The sequence below is a fragment of the Sulfitobacter pacificus genome (genome assembly GCF_030159975.1).
In the GTDB taxonomy this organism is placed as follows: Bacteria; Pseudomonadota; Alphaproteobacteria; order Rhodobacterales; family Rhodobacteraceae; genus Sulfitobacter; species Sulfitobacter pacificus.
On the sequence record NZ_BSNL01000023.1, the window covers coordinates 21,040 to 44,734 of the forward strand.

Sequence of the window (23,695 nt, forward strand, 5' to 3'; positions counted from 1 at the left end):
CAGAGCAATGCCCCGCGGTGGCTACGTGAGATGTCACGTCATGTCATCGCGCGGCCCATACATCGCGGTTCTTTCTCTTCTCTGCCTTATACGGGGTCTACATGAATTTTCCTTCGCTTACAGAAACCGGTCGTCGTAGAAATTTAGGCTCGCCGATGAGAACCATCGTCATGGTTCTGGCGGCGGCATTCGCGGTTTGGGTAATCCACTCGAACCTCTTCATCATCTCCGATCCGCTCATTCAGGGCATTCTGTTCGTATCGGGCATTTTCACGATTCTCTTCCTCGCGATCGGCGCGACCTCGCGCGCGCCGGACAGCATTCCGATCTATGATTGGGTTCTCTCTGCGCTGAGCCTGGCCACAGGGGTGTATTTCTACGTGACCTCGGGAGCGATTGCGGACCGGATCAGTCTACTCGACGAATTCACAACCGATCAGTTTTTCTTTGGCTCAGCCTTGTTGTTTCTGACCATCGAAGCGACCCGCCGGACCACCGGCCTAGGCCTGACCGGCGTTGTCGCCCTCTTCCTGATTTATAATCTGTTTGGCTCTCTTCTGCCGCCGCCATTCGGGCATCGCGTCAGCGAGTTCAGCTATCTCTTGGATATTCTGGTTTTCACCACCGATGGACTTTTTGGCGTGCCGCTTCAGGTCGTTGCCAGCTATGTTTTCCTGTTCGTGATGTTTGGAACATTCCTGGCCAAGGCCGGGGGAGGGGACTTCTTTTTCAACCTTGCAGCGCTTGTGACCGGCAATGCGCGCGGCGGCCCCGCCAAAATCGCGATCATTTCGTCGGGCCTGTACGGCACGATGTCCGGGAGCCCAACATCCGATGTTGTTGCAACGGGGTCGATCACGATCCCTGTCATGAAGCGACTCGGCTATCGGGCACGGTTCGCGGGGGCGGTGGAAGTCGCGGCGTCGTCTGGCGGAAGCGCGATGCCTCCGATCATGGGGTCAGCAGCCTTCATCATGGCCGAGTATTCCGGCATTTCCTACAACGCCATCGTGCTCGCCGCTCTGGTGCCGGCGCTTCTATACTACACGGGTGTCTTCGCTCAGGTTCACTTCCGGTCAGTCAAGCACAACCTTCGACCCTCTGCAGACGAAATACCTTCAGCAAAGGAAACATTCAGGACCGGATGGGTTTTCCTGCTGCCGATCATCGGCATCATCGTCGCCCTCATTCTGGGGTATTCCCCGACCTTCACAGCCGGTGTCGGAGTTCTGGTAACCATCCTGTCCGCGATGATGCTGAAAGACACACGGCTGTCACTGTGGCAGTTGGTGGAAGGGCTGGGGGCGACTACGCTCCAGATTCTGCCAGTCGCCGGCGCTTGTGCCGCGGCCGGTCTTGTGATTGGCGGCTTGTCGATGACCGGCCTTGGAATGAAATCCGCGAACGTCATTTTGACTGTCAGCAACATGCAACCACTGCTGACACTCGTTATCGCCGCGGTCGTCACGATTGTTCTCGGTCTCGGGATGCCAACGCCCAGTGCGTATATCCTGGCAGCCGTGCTGGTCGGACCGGCGCTGGCAAAGCTCGGTTTCCCGACGTTGCCGAGCCAGATGTTTCTGCTCTACTACGCGATTCTCTCGGCACTGACGCCACCGATTGCTGTGGCTGCAATCGCGGCCTCAGCGATTGCCGACGAAGACCCCTTCAAGATCGCGTTCTCTGCAGTCCGGCTAGCCGTCGTCGGCTTCCTGCTGCCCTTCGCCTTCGTGTGGAACCCGGGTATCCTCCTAGAACTTGGCCCCCTGGCAAACACCTTGGCCGTCGTGGGTGCGTTTGCCGGAGCCCTCGCGGTCGCAGCCTCTCTGGAAGGCTTGGTCAAGACGCAACTCACTGCAATCGAAAGGGGCGTACTTCCCATCGCTGCGATTGGCGCCGTAAGCCCATATTTGGCGGTATCCGCGATCTGTATTTTGGTGATTGTCGCAATGCTAATCCGGCAGATCGCTTTCACGACAGAAAGCGCCCACGTCGACAGTGCCTAGCTGTGGCGCCTCAGCAGGTTGCCCCTATTGAAGTGCAGTCTGGTCATCGAGGGATTCAACCCAGAGGCGGCATTTGGTCTGGGCCAATTTTTAAGGTTGGTCCGGGCCGGTCGGCCTATGACACCGAACACAGGCGGCCACTTCCGTAGGTGGGAACTGATCATTTCGCAACCGGCGCAAAGTATGTCGAGGTTCAGAAAATGAATGAAACACGGGGGCCGGAAGAACTTGGGCCAAAACAGCTTAGTATTGGCGCCGACGCGATCTCCGAGCTGTCGGTTTCAATCAGAGCGCCCCTTGTACAGGCCGCGGTCGTCGCGAAGGCGATCAACGATTTCGTTCCCGATCACCTAGATTGCTGCCGACCTGACAGGCCAGTGTCGGTGCAGAACCAGACTAGCTCTGAGGAGTTCACCTTTTTGCTTACCCTGCGTGGGGAAGAAATATCCGAGTCGCTCCGAGACGAAATAGCCGCATTGGCCCGTGACCTCGAAGAGAGACTGAGCTTTGCTTTGGTGGCGGAAGGACACCAGGTGTCGGCCAACGATACGGACCCGAAACCGCCAGCCGCGCCGCGCTACTGGAAGGCCTGGGTCGCCAGCATGTTGGGTGTCTATCCCCTGCTGATCCTTATCTACTACGCGCTGCAACCGCTCACGCAAAACCTTCCAGGTCCGGTGTCTTTGTTCCTTGTTGCGCTGGTGCTCACCGGGGTGAACGGTGTCTACGTTGCGCCGTTTCTGGGCAAGAGATTGCGTCCATGGCTCACACGGTGAAGCGAGATGGTGCGCTTGCCGGGACTCATGCACAGGCTGGCCGCCATGACACCTCAGTGACGGGCCCGGCAAGCCGCTGTCGGGGAGGTTCCGGACCACAATTGCGCGAAAGTATCTCGGTTTTGCGATCTCGTCAGCTTGATCTAGTTCAGAACCCGCTATTTCGGACAACAAGTTAGGTCGATACCTACAACGCGGGCAAAAAAAGTGGCAGGCTACGTTGACAGATAAAACTTAGAGAGCTAAGAATAATTGAGAGGTCGAAAACCACTCATCCACTGAAAGAGTCGGATGCCATTGGAGGAGCCCAGATGCTTACACCCGAAGAGAATGAACTGCTTACACGCGTAACGGGGGATGCCCCGATGGCGCGACTTATGCGTCAGCATTGGACGCCTGTATGCCTGATCGAAGAGGTTGAAGAGTCGGACGGCAAACCGCTTCGAGTCGAAGTTCTCGGCGAAAGCTATGTCGCGTTCCGGGATACCAAGGGTCGTCTGGGAATGCTGGATGAGCTTTGCCCGCACAGAAAGGCCTCTCTGGTCTATGGCCGTAACGAGGAATGTGGGCTGCGCTGCCTCTATCACGGCTGGAAGATGGATGTTGAAGGCAATGTCGTCGCAATGTCTTCAGAGCCGGAAGGCAGTCCATTGATGGACAAGGTCAAACATCGTTCCTACCCCGTGCGGGAGTGGGGCGGCTTCGTCTGGGCTTGGCTCGGCGAGAAAGATGATATGCCCGAGTTCCAGCCGCCGGCCTTTGCGCCAACCGAAGACACCCCAGTTTCGATCCTGAAGATTCGCGTGCCCGCCAACTGGGCGCAGATTCACGAGGGCCAGATCGATAGCGCGCATTCATCATCGCTCCATTCCTCGAATATGGTTCCGGCACGGGTCGAGGGCGCCGCGGCGGACGACAAATCATGGTACCGCCCGTCGACAGACAAATCTCCGCGTATGCAGACTGAAACCACGAGCTACGGTTTCCATTACGCGGCGATCCGTAAGCCGATCAAAAACGCTCAGACGCATAACTATCTCCGGATCACCGAATTTATCGCGCCCTATTATTCGCTGATTCCGCCGAACAACAACTACCGGGTCGCCAGCGTCATCGTGCCGATCAATGACGATGAGACAGCGTTTCACTTCATAGCCTTCGACGGACCGAACGTTCCCTCCACCAAAGAGTGGCGCAAGTTTGCCCATGCCGTACCGGGTGAGGACGTGGACCATAAATGGCGCTCTCTCCGGACGTTGGAGAACGACTTCAAGCAGGACCGCGAAAGGATGAAAGAGGGCCACTTTACCGGCGTGGACGGCATTCCGAACGAAGATATTGTGATGTGGGTTTCGATGGGTAGCCGCGTGCAGCGTCACACGGACATTCTTGGGGCCTCCGACCTAGCGATTGTCGAGTTCCGCCGGCTCATGGCCGATGCGGCAAAGAAAGTCGCCGAAGGTGGCCAGGCAATCGGCACCGACTCGAAGATTCCGCAAAGGGTAATCGCCTCTCACGAGGGCGTGTATCCTAAGGACGTCGATTGGCGAACACTGGTAGACACGTCGAGCAAGACGGAAGCGGCCGAATAACTTGCGCACATGTTTCCTCCCTGAACCGTCCAAAGCCTCAAGGGGTTTTGGGCGGCTCTTTTTTCGTGGTGCCGTCGGACTTTCATAGCTTCCCTCGACGGTTTCTGCTCGACGGGCGACAGGCGTTATGACGACAGCAATCAATATCGAAGACTTGCGAGCGCAGGCACGGCGTCGCCTGCCACGGGTGGTGTTCGATTATTTGGATGGGGGCGCGGAATCGGAGGTGACGCTGCGGCGCAATCGCAGTTCCTTCACGAATATCGTTCTCACGCCGCGAATCCTCAAAGGGGGGAGCGTCGATCTCACCTTGGAGCTGTTCGGGGAAACATACTCGAAGCCGTTTTTCATAGGGCCGACAGGGCTGAATGGGCTCTACTGGCCCCAGGGAGATCTGCACCTCGCCGCTGCGGCCGAACGGGCTGGGGTCGGTTTCACGGTTTCGACCGCCTCGAACACGACGCTGGAAGAGATCGCGCGGAGGAGCAAGGGTCCCCTCTGGTTCCAGCTTTATCCTTGGGGGAAGGGCGCATTCGCTGATGCGCTGATCGACCGGGCGCAGGCGGCCGGTTACTCGGCTCTGGTACTGACTGTCGATTCACTCGTGGGCGGCAAGCGCGAACGTGATCTGCGGCACGGCTTCGCCCACGAAATCCGCATTGGCCCCCGGACTGTTCTCGATGGGCTTCTGCATCCTGCTTGGCTGACCTCCGTATGGCTCGGGCCGCACCGTCCCAGACTTGAGAACCTCTTGGACTTTGTCGGAAACAGCGCGAGCGACAGAGAACTGGCCGAGTTTACCCGATCTCAGCGGAACCCGGAGTTTTCATGGGAACATGTTCGCCGCATTCGGGAGAAATGGAAAGGCCCGCTGCTGATCAAGGGTATCATGTGCCCAGAAGATGCGATTGACGCGCAACGCGCCGGTGTGGATGGAATCGTCGTCTCGAACCATGGTGGCCGTCAGCTTGATGGCGCTCCTGCCACCATCGACGTACTCGCAAATATCATCGCGGCTCTTGATCGGAAGTTCCCGGTTCTGCTGGACGGCGGCATTCGTCGCGGCAGTGACATCGTGAAAGCGCTAACCCTGGGCGCGAAGGGCGTTCTGCTGGGTCGCGCGCCGCTCTATGGCTTGGCGGCGCAAGGCGAGGCGGGCGCGTCACGGGCGCTTTCGATCCTTGAAGAGGAGATGACGAGGACCATGACCTTTGTGGGCGCAAGATCCGTGTCCGCTGTCTCAGGTGTCAACGTCGAAACGCGACGGCCATAACAGGTTCCTCCACTAGTAGCACCTGCACGTTCTCGATGGCTCGCCCAAGGTTGAGGATGACTGCGCAGCACATGGTCTGTTGACACACATAACTTAGCTATCTAAACAATTTCACAATCACGACCAAATGGGAGGACCTCATGGAGAATATCAAGATGCGCGTCGAGAAACGGCGTGACTTGACCCCGAGCATCGCCGAATTCACCCTGGTGCCGGTTGGGGGCGATGTGCTCCCTAGTTTCGATCCTGGTGCTCACATCACCTTGGAAACTCCGTCCGGAGCGATGCGTCGCTATTCGCTGATCAACGATGGCAGCGACCCAAAGGAATTTGTTGTCGCGATCAAAAAAGAACCGAATTCGCGTGGGGGCTCCGCGTCGATGCACGAACAGGCGACCGTCGGGTCCGAGTTGACAGTCGAATTCCCGGAAAACGATTTCCCGCTAACCGATGTTCAGAAGTACCTGCTCATCGCCGGCGGTATCGGGATCACGCCGATTCTGTCGATGGCACGGTATCTCGACAAGAAGGGCAAGATGCTCAGAATCATCTACGTCAGCCGCAGTCCGGAGGAATCGGCCTATCTGGATGAACTGATGAGAGATTTCGATGGCCGGATCATTGTGCACCATGACGGCGGCGCTCCGGATGCAGTCTACGATTTCTGGGACGATCTCGTCACGCCCCGTGCCACTCACGTCTTCTGTTGTGGTCCGAAACCGCTGATGGATGAAATCAAGGCCGTTTCCGGGCACTGGCCGGAGGGGCGAGTTCACTTCGAAGATTTCAAGCCCGTCGATGTGGTGCGCCAAGACGATGTCTCTTTCGAAGTGGAGCTGAAAAAAAGTGGCGAAACCGTCACGGTGCCCGAAGATCGTTCGATCTTGGAGGCATTGCGTGACGCCGGATTCGCAACGTCCAGCTCCTGTGAAAGTGGCACATGCGGCACCTGCAAGACCCGCCTCCTCGAGGGGAAAGCTGACCATCGCGACATGGTGCTTATGGAAGAGGAAAAAAGCGACCATATAATGATTTGTGTATCCCGCGCGCTATCGGGGAGGCTGGTTCTTGACCTCTGATCCCGTCCGCCTCGGAGTTGCGGGGTTGGGGCGGGCTTTCATGCTGATGGTCCCCACCTTTGATGCCGACGCACGCGTCAAGCTCACGGCCGCGGCCGCGCCGAGGGCGGAAAGCCGGGCCGCATTCGAAGAGCAATACGGCGGTGTCGCCTATCCGACTGTCGAGGATCTATGCGCCGATCCATCTGTGGAAGCGATCTACATCGCCACCCCGCACCAAATGCATGTAGATCACGTTCTGGCCGCGGCGCGCGCTGGAAAGCACATTCTCGTGGAAAAGCCGCTCGCGATCTCGATGGAAGACGCCGAGACCATGGTCGCCGCCGCGAACGAGGCGGGGGTTCACCTGATCGTTGGGCCCAGCCACAGTTTCGATCCGCCGGTCGAGCTGGCCGCGCAGTTGATCGCGAGCGGCAAGTTCGGCCAGCTGAGAATGATCCAGGCCCTTAACTACACCGACTTCCTGTATCGTCCCCGACGCCCGGAGGAGCTGCGCACCGAAGAAGGAGGAGGGGTGCTGTTCAGCCAGGCCATCCACCAGATCGACGTGGTCCGACGGCTTGCGGGCGGCATGGGAGAGAAGATTTATGCCATGACGGGGGCATGGGATCCAAAGCGTCCAACAGAAGGCGCCTTTACGGCGCTGATGAACTTTGAGGGTGGATGCGTCGCCAATCTCACCTATTCGGGCTATGCCCATTTCGATAGCGACATTTGGATGAACGACGTCGGAGAGCTGGGGCAGCGAAAACTCGCCGGCGCCTATGGCGATGCAAGGCGGGCGCTGATGGCCCTCGATCCCGATGACGAGGCGCGCCTCAAGACGACGCGCACATTCGGCAGCGGTAAGACGGTCGACGCAAAGCACAACGAGCATTTTGGCCCAGTCATCGCGCTTTGCGACCGTGCCGACCTAAAGCTGACTCCGGACGGAGTTGAAGTATTTGGTGACACCGAGCGTGGCTTCATCGAAGCGACATTCGGGCCCGCGCCACGTAGAACCGTGAACGATGCACTGGTAGCCGCTGTCCGCCAGAACAAGGCCCCCGTCCAGACGGGCGCGTGGGGTCTGGCAAGCCTGGAGGTTTGCCATGCGATCCTGCAGTCCGCCTCGACCGGCCAACCTGTCGACCTGCGGCAACAATGCAAAACAAATGAGGAGGAACAAACAGGATGAGCAATCTCAAACTATCCCTTGCCATGGGAAATTATGACCGAACGCGTGCCATCGTGGATGGAAGAGTGCAGATAGACGGTGTCGATCCCGTGCCCATGCTCATGTCCCCAGAGGAAATGTTCTTCCGGGCGTTCCGCCACGAAGCGTTCGATATCAGCGAAATTTCGTTGTCCTCCTATTCGATCTCGGTCGCCCGCGGAAATCCGCACTATGTCGCGATCCCGGTCTTTCTGAGCCGGGCGTTCCGTCACACTTCTGTCTACATTCGAACCGACAAAGGAATCGAAACGCCTCAGGATCTGAAGGGCAAGCGCATTGGTATCGCCGAATATCAGCTGTCCGCCAATGTCTGGGTGCGCGGCATTCTCGAAGAGGAATACGGTGTCAAACCCTCCGACATCATCTGGGTGCGCGGCGGTATGGATACGCCGGGCCGGCCCGAAAAGATCAAGGTTCAGTTACCCGGCGATATCCGCATGGAAGAGGCGCCGGTCGGCAGCACGTTGAATGGCATGCTCGAAGCCGGTGAGATCGACGGCTTCGTCGGCCCGCGTTGGCCGCGTTGTTTCGCCGAGCGGCATCCGCACGTAGGTCGGCTTTTTGCAGACAGCATCGCTACGGCCGAAGCCTATTTCGAAAAGACCCGGATCTTTCCGATCATGCATGTTCTTGGGGTGCGCCGCAGCCTCGCAGAGGAATACCCGTTCTTACCCGCCGCCCTGCTCAAGGCGTTCACGCAATCGAAGCTGCTAGCAGAAGAGGCCCTGTCGGATACCTCTGCAACGAAAGTAACGATGCCCTTCGTCGAGGATAATCTCAACCGCGTGCATGCGCTAATGGGTGACGACCCCTGGAGCTATGGCGTCGGCGGCAACGCCCATGTCCTGAACAAGTTTTTGGATTACCACGCGAGTCAGGGACTGTCGCCGCGCCGAGTGGAGATCGAAGAACTGTTCCATCCCTCGACCCTAGAAGCCTACAGCCTTTAAGAGGAGCGCCACAATGGAAGAGTACGCACCCGGAGATATCGTCGAGGTCGAAACAACGAAGGGGCTGGCTTACGTACAGCTCACGCATACCCACCCGAGCTATCCTCCCGTGGTCAAGTTCCTCCCGGGGTCTTACGAACACCGGCCCGACAATGTGACTGTATTGGCCGAAAAACCCGCACCGATGGCCATGGTCCCCCTAACGGGGGCATTGAATCGGTTAGGGTTGAAGCACGCGCTTGCCGGACGGTCGGACATTCCGCATTCGGAAAGAAGTTTCCCGATTTTCCGGATGCCGATTCGCGACAAGCAAGGCAAGATCATCTATTGGTGGTTCTGGGACGGCCAGGGGTTGACCTATTCTACCGAGCTGATGGCGCAGCAGGAGACGCTGCCAATGCGCGAGGTTATGTCTTCAGACCACTTCCTGGATCAGTTGCTGACCCATGACAAGTAGCAGGTACAATCCGCGCCGACACGCGCGATGACCACCGCAGGGTTCGGCGGCCTCTTGGCCGCGTTCGGAGCGTTCTGCTACGCCTTGAGTTCGGTTTCCATTGCCAAGAGTTCGCAATCGGTTCAGGGCCGCGGCAACGACGTTCTTATCTCTGTGCTGATGACCGCCGTTGTCTCCGGGGCGCTTTGGCTGCTCCTGGGCCCAACGATGCCGGAACTTGGACTCGGTGCGCTCATTGGTGCGGCTTATTTCGTTGCAGCCGGGGTGCTTGGCAACGTTGTCGGCCGTCTTACGCTGTTCCGCTCGGTAGAGCTTGCCGGAGCCATCGAGACCGGTTTCATCCGACGCCTGATACCAGTGTTTGCGGCGCTGTTGGCGTTCTTTCTGCTCGGTGAGGTCATCACGACACCTGTGGTCATCGCCTTCTTCCTGGTTACCAGCGGCGTGGTAATCATGATGTCACGCGCTTCGGTCAAATCGGCTTCTGACTTGGCGGTCGGAGATCCTGACCCTCGAGAGAAGAACAAGGGCCGGGCGATGGCCGTAGCGTCCGCCGCCGGGTATGGCGGCTCTTTCGTCTCCCGAAAGCTCGCGATGCAGACTTTGCCGGACCCTCTGGCCGGAGTTTTCATCGGTGCGATGACGGGTCTAATGTGGTTTGCGGTCTCCTGGGTGTTCCGGTTCAAATCGCGCAACGCGTTGTCCTGGCGAATTCAGCGGCCGAGCAGGTGGCAACTGCTGGCTGGCAGTTCGATGACCGTTGGGCAAGTGGCGCTGTTCTTTTCACTTATGTTCACTGATGTGACCGTCGTCGCGATCATGTCTTCGATCGAGATGTTCTTTGCCGCCTGGCTCGCAGGCCACATCTTCAAAACCGAACGGCGCCCGGGTCCCAGATTCTACCTGTCGTCTGCACTAGCCGCGACCGGTGTGACACTTCTCGCCCTTGCGCCAAGGTTTGGTTAGCGGGACTGGCAACACGCGCTTGCGAGATTATCTAGAAGCTTGTCCATCGCAGCGAAAAGGTGACCCAACTCGTCGGGTTCAAATCCCGTCGAGGCGTGATCTGCCGCGAGACGCGCAGATTTCATTGCGCCATCTATCCTTCGAAGGCCTGAGTCAGTCAGGTCGACATGAACCACGCGCCGGTCGGACTGGCTGCGGTTACGCGTGATAAGATCTCGCTTTTCGAGCTCGTCCAGTACGCGTGTAGATGACGCCTTTTCGATGCCCAGCAACCCGGAAAGCTCGGATTGTTTTAGTTTGCCTTCCTCTCTCAGGCACCGGAGATGAATGTACTGCGCCATGCTGAGCCCGGTTTCGCGCAACTGCTCCTGCAGCAGCTTACCATAAAGATGATGCGCCAGGCGGAGTGACGCCCCAAGACCACGTTTCCTAGAAGGTGATTGCGGCACGATTTGCGCCCCCTAATTTAGATGTCTTATTTCTTGACAATTCTAAAGCCACTCTTATAGTAAGGCAATCTTACTAACTTGAAGCAAGACTGGGCAACAGACGGAGGAGCTATAATGCCAGAAAGATTGCTATGTGCGGTGTCGGACTTGAGCGACAAGACGGCAAAGATTTGCGAGGTCGACGGGGTCGAGATCGGGGTCATTCGGCACAAAGGAGACATCGTTGCATATAAGAACGTGTGTCCGCACCAAGGTGGCCCGGTATGCGAAGGCCTAAAGATGCCGCAGGTCTGCGTCGAACTCGACGACCAGCAGCGCGCGCTCCGGCAGACCTTCAACGAAGACGAATTGCATTTCGTTTGCCCGTGGCATGGCTGGGAATTCAAGATTGCGACGGGCGAAGCCGTCGGCGATCCGAAGTACAAAATGAAACGTTACAACGTGGTGGAAAAAGGAGGAGAGGTCTATGTCGAAGTTTGACCAGATAACCGCTGAAGCTCCTGCTCTGGAGGCATCGGTCGATGCTGTCCTGAATGCACTTCGCAACCCCGAAAGCAGTGGCCTGCGCGCCGAGCAACTTCAGGCGCTGCTTTCACACGCTGTGACCGCATATGCGAAACTTCGCGAAACCAATGACGGCTTGCCCGCATTCCCACGAGACAACGATGTCTCGGCGACAGCTGTCGCCATCGCCGCGACCGGCATTCTCGATGCTGCCGATATGGCGGTGTTCGAGTTGGGCATGTGGCAGACGCTGAATCCGTAACACGAGGGGAGAGAGATAAAATGTCTTTAACGGGCACCACGATGAACTACAGCTCGGATAACGATCCGGCAATCCAGGAATTTAACACCAGCAAGCTGCTGAAGAACGCACGTAAGCAAGCGGAAGATCGCAATTACAAAGACTTCTTCATTTGCGATGTGGACAGCCACCACTATGAGACTGAGGCCTTGCCGGAAATCCTGCAATACATGGACGACCCGGTGATGCGCCATCTTGGCTTGTCAGCCGGTAACGTTGGCCGCGCCGGCCTTATTCCGCAGGCGATCGGTTCGCAGGACATGGCTGGGCGCGTGACGCGCTATGCGGGTCGGAACAAGGAAATTGTCCCCGAAGAACCACACCGCGACATCACTTTGGCACGGCGCTGGATGGACGCGATGGGTACGGATATGGCGTGCCTTTTCCCAACCCCAATGCTGTTGTTGGCAACGCACCCCCAAGTCGAGGTCGAGGTGGCAATGGCCCGCGCCTATAACCGTTGGCTGAGCGAGCGCATTCTTGAAGAAGACAATCGCCTCGTATCCATGGTCTATCTGCCCATGAACGAGCCGCACGAAGCCGAGAAGATGATTGACGAGTTCGCCGAAAAGAAAGGCGTCGTTGGGTTCCTTTCGACTGGGTATCTCAAGCGGCCAGTGCATGACAGCGCAAACATGCGTATTTATGCCAAACTGGAAGAGCATGGAATGCCTCTTGGCTTCCACGCGGCTTATCACTGGGCCGACACCTCGTTGGCACAGCTGAACAAGTTTATCTCAGTTCACGCGCTTGGTTTCAGCTTCTGTAACATCATCCACATGACCAACTGGGTTATGAACGGCATGCCCGAGCGTTTTCCAAAGCTGAAAACCATGTGGATCGAAAGTGGTCTGGCTTGGGTTCCTTTCCTGATGCAACGGCTGGACAACGAGTACATGATGCGTACGTCCGATGCTCCACTCTTGAAGAAAAAACCCAGCGATTACATGCGTGAGATGTACTACTCTACGCAGCCGATGGAGCTGGTGGACAACCGCGAAGCCTTGGAAGTCACCTTCAAGATGATAAACGCAGAATCGCAGTTGCTCTATTCGTCCGACTATCCGCATTGGGATATGGATCTTCCGAGCACGATCTATGATCTTCCGTTCTTGGACGAAAAGGCCAAGCGGAGCATTCTAGGTGGAAACGCGCAGAAACTGTTCAATCTTGACCCAGTTATGTCCGAGTGGAAACTGGAGGCAAACGCCAAAGGTTGACGCCGTTCTCGTCGTCCGTCTTCAACAGGACACGCATATACGGATCACTGCGAGGCTGCCCGGAGAACATCCGGGTGGCCTCTTTCATGCTTGAACGGCACGCAGTATGTCTGGCGGTTATCGCGACCTAGCTATCTCTTGAAGCGCGGCAAAAAACATAGACATCTAAGTAGTCAAATGATAGCATGTCTTAGCGTTCGATCAGTGAGGCGAAGATGAGCATCAAGAATATCCTTATTACGCATTCCGGGAGTGCTGGATTCCCGAGTGGCGTAGGTCATGCGACAAAAATTGCGGCCAAGCACGATGCATGGCTGACCGCGGTTTATGGCAGCACTTCTTCCTACTTCGAACATGTTCTCGGCCTGACCGAAGAACTTCTCGACAAGCTCGGAAATGTGCGGAATGAGAAAATCGAAGCTGCTCGAGCCTTTTTTGAGGAGCAAGCTTCTTCGGCAGGAGTGGCCGAACGGTCGCGTTTTGTTATGCCAAGCGAGATCGGAAAGTTAAGTTTGCCCGAAATCGCACGTAATTTTGATTTTGTGGTGACAGGCTACCAATCGAACCTTCCTACCGATGAATTTCGCGCTGTGAACCCAGATCTTATGGCACTACAAAGCGGCCGCCCAGTCCTTGTTGTACCCAATGGATACTCCACCGACAAACTTGGTTCACATGCTCTCGTCGCCTGGGACGGAAAGCGCTCGGCAGCCCGAGCGCTCAACGACGCAATGACGATCTTGGAGGAGAGACCGCGCAAGGTCACGATCTTGAGCGTTGGCGCGAGCCTGCCGAAAATGCCTGAAGGAACAGACATTGTCACCCACCTTCGACGCCATGGTGTTGACGTGGAACAGGTCGAGCGCCCCAAAGGCAAGAACGGCATAGCCGACGTTATTCAACGGACCGCTGCCGAGTTGGGGGCAAAGTTGATCGTGATGGGGGCTTACGAACACAGCAAGTTTTCGCAAGACCTGTTCGGGGGCGTTACCCACGAAGTCATCAGGAGCAGCCAAGTGCCGGTGTTCATGTCCCACTGACCGCATCGTCGTGCCCTTCGGAGGGTGTCCTTTGCATGGCTCGCAGTGTCGCCCCCCCGCGCGGGGCCTTCTGTACATGATCATGCAGGCTCGGCGAAGGATTGTCGGATGCGGTCCATGAGCTGAATTTGCGGCGCGGAAAACACCGTCTTCTTGTCGTAGACCAGGAACAGTGGCATTGCAATTTCTAGGTCTGGTGTATGCACAAGGCGAAGCCCCGACGCCTCTGGGTCCCTCGGCAATGCGCTCTTGAAGACGAAACCGGCCCCGACATCGGCGCGGATCGCATTTAGGATCGGCTCGGGATGCCCGAAGGCCAGTACGCTGTTGGTTCGCACGACCCCTGCGGCGCGCAGCACCTCGTCGATGAGCTCTCGCGCCATTTGCCCCTTCGGCGGGGTGATCAACGGTAATGTCCCTAGCTCATCGATATGAGCGACATCGCCGACCAGTCGGCTCTCTATCGCGGCCACCAGATAAAGCGGCTCGCGCCAGAGCAATTCGATCTCCAACCGTGAGGTGTCGCGATTGTGATCAACCAAAGTGATCCCGAAGTCGCAATCCCCAAGCAGTACTGATTCCGTGGCAAGGTAGGGGCTGGCCATCGACACCGAAATCCTGGCCGATGGGAATTCTTTTTTGAACGCGATTATAGTTTCAGACAACTTGTAAGTGCCAGCCACCATCGACGAAGCGATCCGTGTTCGGCCGATCAGACCTTTCTTGATGTCTGCGAGGTCTAGAAACATATCTGAGCTGCGCTGAATGGTTTCCTTCGCCCAGGCAAGAGTGCGGCGACCGGCTTGTGTCAGTTCGATGTTTCGCCCGGCCTTGCGCACCAACTTGACACCAAGGCTCTTCTCCAGACTGCGCAGGTGGGCGGTTACTGCGGGTTGCGCGATATTCAGATACTCCGCCGCGCGGGTTACACTGTTGAATTTGGCGATCGTGCAAAAGACGTGCAGCTTGTGCAGCGTGAGATTGCGTGACCGCAGAAGGTCTTTCGACAGCGTGTCGTTCGGTTCTTCTAGTGGGTCATTGCGCAATTCCTGTTCTCCTGTGTCGGGCATCCGGTCTGATGGCTCGGAAGCATACCAAAACCCCAATAAATCGGTCGGGCAAATCCTGGAATCACCTCAGTTGATTGAACGCCCGCCATTAAATCATAACTGTAACCATATATATTGTCGACGTTTGCGTATTGGACGCGAGACCGCTCGGCATCGCACAATCGGAACATTCCTGATCCTCGCGCCGCAATCCCAGCGGCTCGAGTGAAACAGTCGGCTAGAAGCCTGTCGTCCAGAAGAGTCGAAGGTTCATACCATTTGAAGGGAGGAGGAAAGTTTGAAGGAATTTGCGTTCGGTACGGAGCCGCCCGGGTCCGGTAGGATTTGCGTCGTCGGGGCCGGATTCATGGGATGTGTCATCGCGACACTCTATGCGCATCACGGCTATGATGCGGTGATCTGCGACAGCAATCAGACCATGCTTGACACTTACGTGGAGCGGGCCCGCCCGATCGCGGCAGGACTGGTCGAGGATTCGGATGCATCGGAGGCCATGCTAGCCGGAGTGACACTTGAGCCGGATCTTGCGAGCGCGATCGAAGGGGCCTTCCTCGTGCATGAAGCAGTGCAGGAATCCCTGGAAGTCAAACAGGCCCTGTTCGCGGAACTCGACAGGATCTGTCCGGAAAACGTGGTGCTGGCGACCAATACCTCGTCCTTCCTAATCTCCGACATCGCCGCTCAAATGACACGCAAAGAGCGGATGATGGGCATTCACTATGTTACTCCGGGTCATATCGTTCCCGTAATCGAGTTGATCCATGCGGCCGATACGCCAGCGGAGTTGGTGGCATGGAGCCGCATGCTGGTGCAGAACATCGAACATGTCGGTGTCGCGATCCTCGAACGTCCAGGCTTTCTTGTGAACCGGATCCAGTTCGCCATGCTGACCGAGATCTATCGTCTGATGGACGAAGGCCTGGCGACGCGCGACGATATCGACGATGCCGTCCGGCTAAGTCTCGGGCCGAGACTCGCGCTGTGGGGTCCACTTCTGACTGAAGATCTAATCGTTTCGAAGAAGACCGCGCTTGCCGTCACCAATTCGATCTACGAACAGACCGGAGATGAGAACTACAAGGGTCGGAAGGTGCTTGAAGATCTGGTCGAACAGAACAACCTCGGCGCGATTACGGGACAAGGCTGGTACAAGTTCAACAACAGCCCCGAAGCGGTCGTCGAGACGCGGGACGCCCAATTGCGTGCCCTCTTGGCCTGGCTCGAAGAGACCGATCCCGTTCGCTCTTTGAACGTTAGCTAGTTCGAACAAAGAAACGAGAAGCGGAAAACGACGTGTCCGGTGCTTCGCCAGGGCAGGTGAATTATAAAGTTAAGGGAGCGCGATATGCGGGGTGTGACATTTCCCGGAGACAAGCGAGTCGAGATCATGGAGTTCGACGATCCGACGCCAGGGCCGGGCGAAGTGGTCATCGAGGTCAAGGCATCGGGTCTTTGCGGCAGTGATTTGCACGCCTACCGCGCGCCGAGCGACGACCGGGCGTTTCGCAAACTGGCCAAGGGCAAGCCCTACGAGACGATGCGCGACGGCGGCCCCATAATCGCCGGACACGAACCCTGCGGGGTCGTCGTAGCGATCGGACCAGGGGTCGATCAGAACATTGCGCAGATGGGGCAACGGGTGATGATCCATCACTACTCCGGCTGCCACATCTGCGATCAATGCCGCACCGGCTGGCCACAGATCTGCGAAAACAAGGTACCTGACATTTACGGCTGGACAGCCCATGGCGCGCACGCGAAATACATGAAATGCGCGGCCCATACGCTGGTCACGCTACCCGAAGAGCTATCGTTCGAAGCGGGTGCGGCGATTGCCTGTGGGTCCGGCACCTCCTATGCGGCGTTGCGCAAGATCCAACCCAACGGCAGCCATACGATCGCGATCTTCGGGCAGGGTCCTGTCGGGTTATCAGGTACACAATTCGCCGCGGCAATGGGCGCGCGGGTGATCGCTCTCGATATCAGCCCCGAGCGGCTCGAAATGGCCCGCCGCTTCGGCGCCGTCGAAACAATCAACCCAGTTGAAACGGACGCGGTGGAGGCAATCCGAGAACTGACACACGGTCGGGGCGCGCACTACACGCTGGAAACATCGGGCGCACCACAAGCGATCAACGACGCAGTCAAATGCCTCCGGCTTTGGGGCACCGCGGTCTTCGTCGGACTGGGACAGCCGACAGAAATCAACCTCGCGTCAGACGTGATCTTTCGCCAGATCAACATGGCGGGATCGTTCACCTTCTCCACTAACCTGATGGAAGATTGCGGCGTCTTTTCCGTGGATCGCGGGATCGACGTCGGTTCAATCTTCTCAGACCGGTGGGCGCTGGAGGACGCCGGAAAAGCCTACGACCTGCTCGACAAGCAGGTCGGGGGAAAGGGAGTAATCGTGTTTTGAGATGGGGGCCGCGCGCTGCGGCCCTGTGAGTTTAAAGCCGGATTAGTCGTTGTTTCCGCGATGCCCGGGCAGGGTGCCGGAAGGCGGCTGGAAAACAGAGGAGGAAAGAAAATGAAAAAACAATTGTGTGGTCTTGCCGCATCCATAGCACTGGCGCCGCTCGCGACGGCTGCGGTGGCGGATACCAAGATCCTGGCGAGCTGGGACCAGAGCTACGCCGCCGTCGGCGAGGTGCTGGATCCGTTCATGGAATACTTGGAGGCGGAGACGACAGCCAAGCTCGGCCTGTCGCGATTCGGGCCCGAGACGATCCCGCCGTTCGAACAGCTGAACCCGGTGACCCAGGGCCTGTTCGATATGCTCTATACCAATGGCGGATATCACTACAATGATATCGCACTCGGCATGGCGCTCGATTCTCTAAGCGGCGACATTGGTACGATCCACGAGTCGGGCATGTGGGACTTCGTCGATCAGGAATACCAGAAAGCCGGGTTGAAGCTCATCGCGATCTTCTACGATACCAACGGGTTCCACATGATCCTGAAGGAGCCCCTGACCGGCGACGGGCTTACCGGCCGACGCATCCGGGGCACCCCTCTCTATCATCCGGTGATCGAAGCGCTTGGCGGTTCCCCGGTGGTGTTGCCGGGCGGGGATATCTATCCGGCTCTCGAACGTGGCGTGGTCGACGGCGCGGCCTGGCCGGCAGTGGGCGCGGTCAACTACCGCTGGTTCGAAGTGTCGAGCTACTTCGTGCGGCCAACCTTCGGTCAGGTCGGGCATATGCTCTTGATGAACCTCGACGCTTGGAACGCTCTGGACGAACAGACCCGCACCGAGATCGAAACCGCCGCACGTGCCTACGAGGTGGAAGCCTCGGCGACCTTCGACGGCCTCGCAGGCACCGAGGAAGAGACCCTCGTCGCCGAGGGGATGCAAGAGACCCGGTTCGAGGATGATGTCGTCGCCAACCTCAAGAGCGCCTGGTATAACGGGGTCATGGATCTGGCTGCGACCGTGAATCCCGACGAGATCGCGCAGATGCGCGAGATCGCCGAAACCGCTGGGATCGGCGAGTGACGATCCTCCCCGGTGGTCGCCCCGGACTCGGGGCGGCCCCACAAAGTTTCAATCGGGTACGGAGACAGGGATGAGTGTGTTTTTGCGCCGCCTGGGCCGAGCGCTCTTGTGGGCTCACGATGCGTTGGTCACTTTGAGCTACTGGCTAGGGGCTGGGGCCCTTGGCCTGATCGTGATGATTTTTTCCTATGAGGTCTTCTCGCGCTATCTGATGGGCGCGCCGACCAAGTGGGCCAGCGACTTCGTGTCGTTCCTGCTACTTATCTCGATCTTTCTGGTCCTGCCGCACGTAACGCGGATTGACGGCAACGTGTCCGTTCCGATCCTGCTCAACGTGCTCGGACGGCGCGCCTCTGATTTCATGCGGCGCCTAGGGTTTGTGTTGGGTGCCGCCGTCTGCCTCTGGGCCGGCTACATCTTCCTGGATGAAACGCTGCGGTTGATCGACCGGGGTACGGCCACGCTCACCAGCGTGCGGTTTCCCAAATGGATCTTGTTCGCCTTTCTCGTGTTCGGGATGGTGAATGCCGGCCTCGCCTTTCTCAGGCTCGCTTTCGGCGGCAAATCCCATCACGAGACGCAGGCAACGATATGATCGAGGGTATTCCCGCCGTACTTGCCGGAGTCGGTCTGCTGCTTCTGTTCATGGCCGCTGGTATGCCTGTCTTCGTCGCCTTCCTGACAGTGAACATGGGCGCCACGCTGCTGGTTCTGGGACCTGCTGGCTTCGGGATGTTCTCCGGCAGCTTCTACGAGACCGCCACGAACTCCACCCTGGTGACGATCCCGCTGTTCATCCTGATGGGGGAACTCCTGTTCCGAAGCCGCGCGGTCGATGTGTTGTTTCAGTCGATAGACACGCTGATTGGCCGGGTACCCGGACGCCAGTATGTACTCTCCATCGTCCTTGCGACTGTCTTCAGCACGCTCTCCGGCGCGGCAATGGGCGTGGCGGCTATGTTGGGTCGCTCGCTTCTGCCAGGAATGATCGCGCGCGGCTATGACGCGCGGCTGTCGGTCGGCACGATCCTGGCCGGCGCCAGCCTCGCACCTCTAATCCCGCCTAGCGTGCTCGTCATCATCATTGGCACGCTGGCCGGGGTGTCCATCGCCGGATTGCTGATCGCGGGGATCATCCCCGGCCTGATCTTCGCAGGGTTGTTCGCGGCCTATGTCTTCCTCCGGATCTGGCGCAATCCGTCGCTGGCACCGCAGAATGAGGAAGCAACACCCCGGGTTGAATTCAAGGACACCCTGATCGCCGTTGGACGTCTCTTGCCGTTCACAATCATCATCGTCTCCGTCATGGGGCTGATCTTGGCAGGGGTCGCCACTCCGACGGAGGCCGGTGCGATGGGCGTTCTTGGCGCGCTTATGACGGCCGCGATCTATCGCAACCTTTCATTCCAGATGGTCCTCGAGTCGCTAGGCGGGTCGGTGAAAATTTCGGCGATGATCCTGATCATCATGGCCAGTTCGAAGTTGTTCAGTCAGCTTTTGGCCTTTTCCGGTGGCGCCTCGGCACTCACCGCGTGGATCGTGGGACTGGATGTCTCCCCTTGGCTTATGCTGGTGCTCCTGATGGTTCTTCCCTTCATCCTGTGCATGTTCATTGACCAGATCGCGTTGATGTTGATTGTCATTCCGATCTACCTACCGATCATAGATAGCTTCGGCTACGACCCGATCTGGTTCTGGCTTCTGTTCCTGGTGAACATCACGGTTGGAGGGATCACCCCGCCATTCGGCTACACACTATTCGCCCTGAAAAGCGCCTGGAGCGAGGGATCGCTTTCCACCGTATTCGCTGCAGCTTGGCCGTTCGTTGCCCTATTCATACTTGGGATGATCATTCTTGCTGTGGCGCCGGGCCTGACGACGTATCTGCCGTCGAAGCTCTAGGGCGACGGCTCCGAGGACGTGGAGCGGCGATCGAGTGTCTCGAGCGCATCAGCTTCCGGTCCCGATATAGAAATACAGACAATAGGGAGAGGCTCTACATGGAAAACGACCTGGAAAAGTATCAGATATTTATCGGCAACGAGTGGCACGACAGCGCCACGGAGGAAACCTTTGAGAGCTATAACCCCTACACCGGGGAGCCTTGGGCCAAGATCCCGAAGTGCGATGCGCGGGATGTCGACGCCGCCGTGGATGCGGCGCATGACGCGCTCTATTCCGGGCCCTGGGGGCAGATGCCGCCGACGCAGCGCGGCGCCTTGATGCGCAAACTGGCGGAGCTAATCCAGCGCGATGCCGACAAATTGGCGACAGTGGAAGTGCGCGACAACGGCAAGTTGTTGGCGGAGGTCCGCGGTCAGGTCAGCTTTCTGCCACAATGGCTGTACTTTTATGCTGGCCTCGCAGACAAGATCACCGGTTCAGTCGTGCCGATCGACCGGCCGGACATGTTCACCTACACACTACGGGAACCTGTGGGGGTCGTTGCCGCTATCGTTCCTTGGAACTCCCCACTCATGCTGATGATGTGGAAATTGGCTCCGGCGCTGGCGGCGGGCTGTACTTTTGTGCTGAAGCCGTCGGAACACACCTCGGCCTCCGCCCTGGAATTCGCGGCACTCGTGCGTGAGGCTGGCTTCCCAGAGGGGGTCTTCAACGTGGTTACCGGCTACGGCAAGGAGGTTGGCGATCCGTTGACCATCCACCCAAAAGTAGCCAAGGTCGCCTTCACCGGGGGCGAGGGCGCCGGACGCAAGATCATGAAAAATGCGTCGGCCGACTTCAAACGGCTAACCTTGGAACTTGGTGGGAAATCCGCCCAGATCGTGTTCCCCGACGCCGATCTTGCGGCTGCTGTCTCGGGCGGGATCGCCGGGATCTTTGCCGCCACCGGACAGACCTGCATCGCCGGGTCGCGGCTGTTGGTACATGAAAGCATCTATGACGCCTACCTGGAACGGTTCGTCACTTCGGCCAAAACCGCGCAGATGGGAGATCCGATGGAGCTTACGACCCAAGTCGGTCCAGTCACGACGCAACCCCAGTTTGACCGCATCCTGTCCTACATCGACATCGCTAAGAAGGAGGGCGCTCGATGTGCTCTCGGCGGCAGCCCAGCAGTCCGACCCGAGTGCGGCAACGGGTGGTTCATCGAACCCACGGTCTTCGCAGATGTTCGCAACAACATGCGCATCGCGCAGGAGGAGGTCTTCGGTCCCGTAGTCTCGGTTATCCCGTTCTCGGAAGACGAGGAGGCCTATGCCATTGCTAACGATACCGAATATGGTTTGGCCGCCGGCGTCTGGACCTCCAGCATCAAGCGCGCGACGGTGGCACCGCGACGGCTTCGCGCGGGAACGGTCTGGGTCAATACCTACCGGGCTGCTAGCGTGATGATGCCCTTCGGCGGGGTCAAGAAATCCGGTTTCGGACGCGAGAACGGGATCGAGGCGATTGAGCAATACCTGGAAACCAAATCGGTCTGGCTCTCCTACGAGGCGGAAACCAAGAATCCCTTTGTGATGCAGTGATGGCCCGTCCCGTCTTACGGGTCACCCGTTAGCCCGTAGGCTTTTCACATATGTATAAACTCCTGCGGCCGACGTGATGAGTGTTGTTTGGAGCAGGTCGCAAAAATACTCTTTCTCTGGGCGGTGATAATATCGGAACTCGTTCTGCCACCGGCCCGGATCTAATAGGAGGAGCACATCCATGTTGCCAGCTGCAGAAGATTTCATTCGCGAAGTTCGCGATATCTATTCCCGCGTCGACACGCCAGAAGAGCGTTTCAAGGAAATTCAGCCCCATCTCGAAAAGCTGCTTCAGGATGAGGAACTGCGCGAGGTTTCCAAGACATGGCCGTTCCGGAACGAACCAGAACGCGGGTATATTGAAAACCTCTTGTTCTACGAAGATCCTGATTACGGTTTCGTTTTGAATTCGCTTTTAAAGAAACCTAGAGAAAGCACCCCCGTTCACGATCACGGCCACGTCTGGACGATGTACGGCGTTCTCAGAGGGAAAGAGAGGGTCATCCGCTATGAGCGCGCGGATGACGGCAGCAGCGACGAACAGGCGGATCTGAAGGTACTGGGGGAGCATGACGTCGAGCCGGGTTACATCGATTTCGTCCGCCCTTACGAAATTCACGTCGAGCATACCGGCGACGAGCCGGTCGTCGGGATCATCTTCCGCGATCACCGCGTCGGTGACTTCCTTCAGAATTTCTACGAGGCAGACTCGGGCAAGATCAACAAGACCAAGGGTCCGGTTCAAATCCCATATGAACTCTAAATGCGGTCGAACTGTCCGCCCTCTCTTGAGGGCGGACGGACCAAAAACGAGGCGCGTTAGTCCCCTTCGTCAGTGTAGCTGTTGGACGTGGTCCGAGAGGGTTTGTGAAATCCGGGCTAGTTCCGCCGAGATTTGTTCTTGTTTTTCGTTCAGCCTTTCGGAGAGCCCATGTGCACCAATTGCCAGTTTTCGGTGGCCCGGCGGAACCGGAATGATCATCGAAAGCATGGCGGCTCCCCAATGTGCAGTCGGAGATACCAGTTCTCGCGCATGTACGAACGACAGGTCCGTGTCGCGATGGCGGGCGAGTTTCTGGAGAAACTGGGCTTCACTGAACTTGCTGCGATCCAACAACTCGGCACCCACGGTCTGCCAGTAGATCGACAGAGCTTCGTCTTCGCTTATGCGCGACAGGAATAACCAACCAGTGCCGGTCTGCACCAACAAGCGCCGCGTGCCACGTTTCATCCGGATGCTTTCCGAACCTTGCACTGTTTCCACATATTCAAGATAAATGCCGATCGGTGTGGCCAAAACGACGGATTCCTGCGTGACTTCCCGAAGCCGCCACATCTCGTCTAGCACCAGATGCTGCTCATAGTCGCCCGCACCGATCCAAGACGTCAGATGCCCAATCCGGCCGCTCGGCATGTAACCATAGGTCTCGCTGTCAAAGTCCATGTACCCCTTTTCTACCATACACTGAAGTAACATGCTGACGCTCGAAACGGGTAGGCCCAGGTTGGTCGCGATTTCGCTCAGTCGACATGGCCGCCGCGTCTCCGAGAAGAACTCCAAAATGAGGAATACTCGCTCCGCGGACTTGACCAGACCTTTCGCCATCCCCGACCTCTCCACCACACCCCGGTCGGTGCCGTATGCGTTGAGCCAAATATACAATAATTGCCCATTGATATTAGACATCTAACCTTTTTGTCAATGTCGAGCAGCGCGGCACGCGGGAATACGTCCCACTTGCTCCGTAGTGCGGACGGCGGGTGTTGAACAAGACAGACACGTTCTTCACCGGGGGAGCACGA

Annotated in this window: 23 protein-coding genes; 20 read left to right on the forward strand and 3 right to left on the reverse strand. The window is 57.8% G+C overall.

Translation table 11 applies throughout. From position 1 onward, the window contains the following. Positions 1-155 precede the first annotated feature (155 nt). The 9 genes from QQL78_RS20885 (at position 156) to QQL78_RS20925 (ending at position 10,315) form a co-directional block, all read left to right on the forward strand. On the forward strand, positions 156-2,006 hold the full coding sequence (locus tag QQL78_RS20885) for a TRAP transporter permease (RefSeq protein ID WP_076626056.1): 1,851 nt from the start codon (positions 156-158) through the stop codon (positions 2,004-2,006). A gap of 200 nt (positions 2,007-2,206) precedes the next feature. Further along, positions 2,207-2,782: a putative antibiotic biosynthesis monooxygenase gene (locus QQL78_RS20890; RefSeq protein WP_274836299.1), complete on the forward strand. Its 576-nt coding sequence runs from the start codon at positions 2,207-2,209 to the stop codon at positions 2,780-2,782. A 311-nt stretch (positions 2,783-3,093) separates the two neighbouring features. Next, entirely contained in the window at positions 3,094-4,374 is a 1,281-nt protein-coding gene (locus QQL78_RS20895) for a Rieske 2Fe-2S domain-containing protein (protein ID WP_040104545.1), read from the forward strand. A 127-nt stretch (positions 4,375-4,501) separates the two neighbouring features. Continuing rightward, positions 4,502-5,647 (forward strand): alpha-hydroxy acid oxidase, encoded by a 1,146-nt coding sequence (locus QQL78_RS20900; RefSeq protein ID WP_099249687.1) that lies wholly within the window; start codon positions 4,502-4,504, stop codon positions 5,645-5,647. Between the two features lie 140 nt (positions 5,648-5,787). After that, complete coding sequence (locus tag QQL78_RS20905; protein ID WP_096705145.1) at positions 5,788-6,726, forward strand: PDR/VanB family oxidoreductase; 939 nt, start codon at positions 5,788-5,790, stop codon at positions 6,724-6,726. Then, the gene (locus tag QQL78_RS20910) at positions 6,683-7,903 is read left to right on the forward strand and encodes a Gfo/Idh/MocA family protein (protein WP_255301772.1); all 1,221 of its coding nucleotides are present in this window, start codon (positions 6,683-6,685) and stop codon (positions 7,901-7,903) included. The genes QQL78_RS20905 and QQL78_RS20910 overlap by 44 nt, the downstream gene beginning before the upstream one ends. After that, a complete protein-coding gene (locus QQL78_RS20915) occupies positions 7,900-8,892 on the forward strand; it encodes an ABC transporter substrate-binding protein (RefSeq protein ID WP_284376756.1) in 993 nt (330 codons plus the stop codon). Before QQL78_RS20910 ends, QQL78_RS20915 begins: the two co-directional genes overlap by 4 nt. Before the next feature lie 13 nt (positions 8,893-8,905). Then, positions 8,906-9,349 carry a hypothetical protein gene (locus tag QQL78_RS20920; protein WP_096705143.1) on the forward strand — a complete coding sequence of 148 codons (444 nt, stop codon included), beginning with the start codon at positions 8,906-8,908 and terminating at the stop codon, positions 9,347-9,349. 27 nt (positions 9,350-9,376) lie between these two features. Then, a complete protein-coding gene (locus QQL78_RS20925) occupies positions 9,377-10,315 on the forward strand; it encodes an EamA family transporter (RefSeq protein ID WP_096705142.1) in 939 nt (312 codons plus the stop codon). Here the strand turns inward: QQL78_RS20925 and QQL78_RS20930 are convergent. Beyond that, on the reverse strand, positions 10,312-10,764 hold the full coding sequence (locus tag QQL78_RS20930; RefSeq protein WP_235872050.1) for a MarR family winged helix-turn-helix transcriptional regulator: 453 nt from the start codon (positions 10,762-10,764) through the stop codon (positions 10,312-10,314). The genes QQL78_RS20925 and QQL78_RS20930 overlap by 4 nt on opposite strands. Before the next feature lie 114 nt (positions 10,765-10,878). Between QQL78_RS20930 and QQL78_RS20935 the strand changes: the two genes are divergently transcribed. The 4 genes from QQL78_RS20935 (at position 10,879) to QQL78_RS20950 (ending at position 13,829) form a co-directional block, all read left to right on the forward strand. After that, positions 10,879-11,244, forward strand: coding sequence for a Rieske (2Fe-2S) protein (locus QQL78_RS20935; protein ID WP_235872051.1), 366 nt, complete (start codon positions 10,879-10,881; stop codon positions 11,242-11,244). After that, positions 11,231-11,530 carry a hypothetical protein gene (locus tag QQL78_RS20940; protein ID WP_040104531.1) on the forward strand — a complete coding sequence of 100 codons (300 nt, stop codon included), beginning with the start codon at positions 11,231-11,233 and terminating at the stop codon, positions 11,528-11,530. Before QQL78_RS20935 ends, QQL78_RS20940 begins: the two co-directional genes overlap by 14 nt. A 20-nt stretch (positions 11,531-11,550) precedes the next feature. Continuing rightward, positions 11,551-12,789 carry an amidohydrolase family protein gene (locus QQL78_RS20945; RefSeq protein WP_152007192.1) on the forward strand — a complete coding sequence of 413 codons (1,239 nt, stop codon included), beginning with the start codon at positions 11,551-11,553 and terminating at the stop codon, positions 12,787-12,789. A 215-nt stretch (positions 12,790-13,004) separates the two neighbouring features. Then, positions 13,005-13,829: a universal stress protein gene (locus tag QQL78_RS20950; protein WP_210385734.1), complete on the forward strand. Its 825-nt coding sequence runs from the start codon at positions 13,005-13,007 to the stop codon at positions 13,827-13,829. Between the two features lie 80 nt (positions 13,830-13,909). Here the strand turns inward: QQL78_RS20950 and QQL78_RS20955 are convergent, their stop codons facing one another. After that, positions 13,910-14,899 carry a LysR family transcriptional regulator gene (locus QQL78_RS20955; RefSeq protein WP_152007193.1) on the reverse strand — a complete coding sequence of 330 codons (990 nt, stop codon included), beginning with the start codon at positions 14,897-14,899 and terminating at the stop codon, positions 13,910-13,912. Between the two features lie 277 nt (positions 14,900-15,176). Here QQL78_RS20955 and QQL78_RS20960 point away from each other — a divergent pair, with 277 nt between their 5' ends. The 7 genes from QQL78_RS20960 to QQL78_RS20990 all read left to right on the forward strand — a co-directional run bounded on the left by QQL78_RS20960 (position 15,177) and on the right by QQL78_RS20990 (position 22,655). Then, on the forward strand, positions 15,177-16,160 hold the full coding sequence (locus QQL78_RS20960) for a 3-hydroxyacyl-CoA dehydrogenase family protein (RefSeq protein WP_274836297.1): 984 nt from the start codon (positions 15,177-15,179) through the stop codon (positions 16,158-16,160). A gap of 84 nt (positions 16,161-16,244) precedes the next feature. Continuing rightward, complete coding sequence (locus tag QQL78_RS20965; RefSeq protein ID WP_152007194.1) at positions 16,245-17,318, forward strand: zinc-dependent alcohol dehydrogenase family protein; 1,074 nt, start codon at positions 16,245-16,247, stop codon at positions 17,316-17,318. A gap of 111 nt (positions 17,319-17,429) precedes the next feature. Then, a complete protein-coding gene (gene dctP / locus QQL78_RS20970) occupies positions 17,430-18,401 on the forward strand; it encodes a TRAP transporter substrate-binding protein DctP (protein ID WP_274836296.1) in 972 nt (323 codons plus the stop codon). 70 nt (positions 18,402-18,471) lie between these two features. Further along, positions 18,472-18,996 (forward strand): TRAP transporter small permease, encoded by a 525-nt coding sequence (locus QQL78_RS20975; RefSeq protein ID WP_274836295.1) that lies wholly within the window; start codon positions 18,472-18,474, stop codon positions 18,994-18,996. Then, the gene (locus QQL78_RS20980) at positions 18,993-20,303 is read left to right on the forward strand and encodes a TRAP transporter large permease (protein WP_274836294.1); all 1,311 of its coding nucleotides are present in this window, start codon (positions 18,993-18,995) and stop codon (positions 20,301-20,303) included. The genes QQL78_RS20975 and QQL78_RS20980 overlap by 4 nt, the downstream gene beginning before the upstream one ends. Before the next feature lie 98 nt (positions 20,304-20,401). Next, on the forward strand, positions 20,402-21,892 hold the full coding sequence (locus QQL78_RS20985) for an aldehyde dehydrogenase (RefSeq protein ID WP_274836293.1): 1,491 nt from the start codon (positions 20,402-20,404) through the stop codon (positions 21,890-21,892). Between the two features lie 181 nt (positions 21,893-22,073). Further along, a complete protein-coding gene (locus QQL78_RS20990) occupies positions 22,074-22,655 on the forward strand; it encodes a cysteine dioxygenase family protein (protein ID WP_274836292.1) in 582 nt (193 codons plus the stop codon). A gap of 69 nt (positions 22,656-22,724) precedes the next feature. Here QQL78_RS20990 and QQL78_RS20995 read toward each other — a convergent pair whose 3' ends face one another. Continuing rightward, positions 22,725-23,579 carry an IclR family transcriptional regulator gene (locus tag QQL78_RS20995; RefSeq protein WP_274836291.1) on the reverse strand — a complete coding sequence of 285 codons (855 nt, stop codon included), beginning with the start codon at positions 23,577-23,579 and terminating at the stop codon, positions 22,725-22,727. Positions 23,580-23,695 lie beyond the last annotated feature (116 nt).

Coding starts and splice junctions, on each gene's coding strand:
- dctP (WP_274836296.1), top strand. CDS start 17,430: ATGAAAAAACAATTGTGTGGTCTTGCCGCATCCATAGCACTGGCGCCG.
- QQL78_RS20900 (WP_099249687.1), top strand. CDS start 4,502: ATGACGACAGCAATCAATATCGAAGACTTGCGAGCGCAGGCACGGCGT.
- QQL78_RS20925 (WP_096705142.1), top strand. CDS start 9,377: ATGACCACCGCAGGGTTCGGCGGCCTCTTGGCCGCGTTCGGAGCGTTC.
- QQL78_RS20905 (WP_096705145.1), top strand. CDS start 5,788: ATGGAGAATATCAAGATGCGCGTCGAGAAACGGCGTGACTTGACCCCG.
- QQL78_RS20995 (WP_274836291.1), bottom strand. CDS start 23,579: ATGTCTAATATCAATGGGCAATTATTGTATATTTGGCTCAACGCATAC.
- QQL78_RS20975 (WP_274836295.1), top strand. CDS start 18,472: ATGAGTGTGTTTTTGCGCCGCCTGGGCCGAGCGCTCTTGTGGGCTCAC.
- QQL78_RS20990 (WP_274836292.1), top strand. CDS start 22,074: ATGTTGCCAGCTGCAGAAGATTTCATTCGCGAAGTTCGCGATATCTAT.
- QQL78_RS20945 (WP_152007192.1), top strand. CDS start 11,551: ATGTCTTTAACGGGCACCACGATGAACTACAGCTCGGATAACGATCCG.
- QQL78_RS20980 (WP_274836294.1), top strand. CDS start 18,993: ATGATCGAGGGTATTCCCGCCGTACTTGCCGGAGTCGGTCTGCTGCTT.
- QQL78_RS20890 (WP_274836299.1), top strand. CDS start 2,207: ATGAATGAAACACGGGGGCCGGAAGAACTTGGGCCAAAACAGCTTAGT.
- QQL78_RS20935 (WP_235872051.1), top strand. CDS start 10,879: ATGCCAGAAAGATTGCTATGTGCGGTGTCGGACTTGAGCGACAAGACG.
- QQL78_RS20915 (WP_284376756.1), top strand. CDS start 7,900: ATGAGCAATCTCAAACTATCCCTTGCCATGGGAAATTATGACCGAACG.
- QQL78_RS20920 (WP_096705143.1), top strand. CDS start 8,906: ATGGAAGAGTACGCACCCGGAGATATCGTCGAGGTCGAAACAACGAAG.
- QQL78_RS20965 (WP_152007194.1), top strand. CDS start 16,245: ATGCGGGGTGTGACATTTCCCGGAGACAAGCGAGTCGAGATCATGGAG.
- QQL78_RS20985 (WP_274836293.1), top strand. CDS start 20,402: ATGGAAAACGACCTGGAAAAGTATCAGATATTTATCGGCAACGAGTGG.
- QQL78_RS20950 (WP_210385734.1), top strand. CDS start 13,005: ATGAGCATCAAGAATATCCTTATTACGCATTCCGGGAGTGCTGGATTC.
- QQL78_RS20885 (WP_076626056.1), top strand. CDS start 156: ATGAGAACCATCGTCATGGTTCTGGCGGCGGCATTCGCGGTTTGGGTA.
- QQL78_RS20895 (WP_040104545.1), top strand. CDS start 3,094: ATGCTTACACCCGAAGAGAATGAACTGCTTACACGCGTAACGGGGGAT.
- QQL78_RS20955 (WP_152007193.1), bottom strand. CDS start 14,899: ATGCCCGACACAGGAGAACAGGAATTGCGCAATGACCCACTAGAAGAA.
- QQL78_RS20940 (WP_040104531.1), top strand. CDS start 11,231: ATGTCGAAGTTTGACCAGATAACCGCTGAAGCTCCTGCTCTGGAGGCA.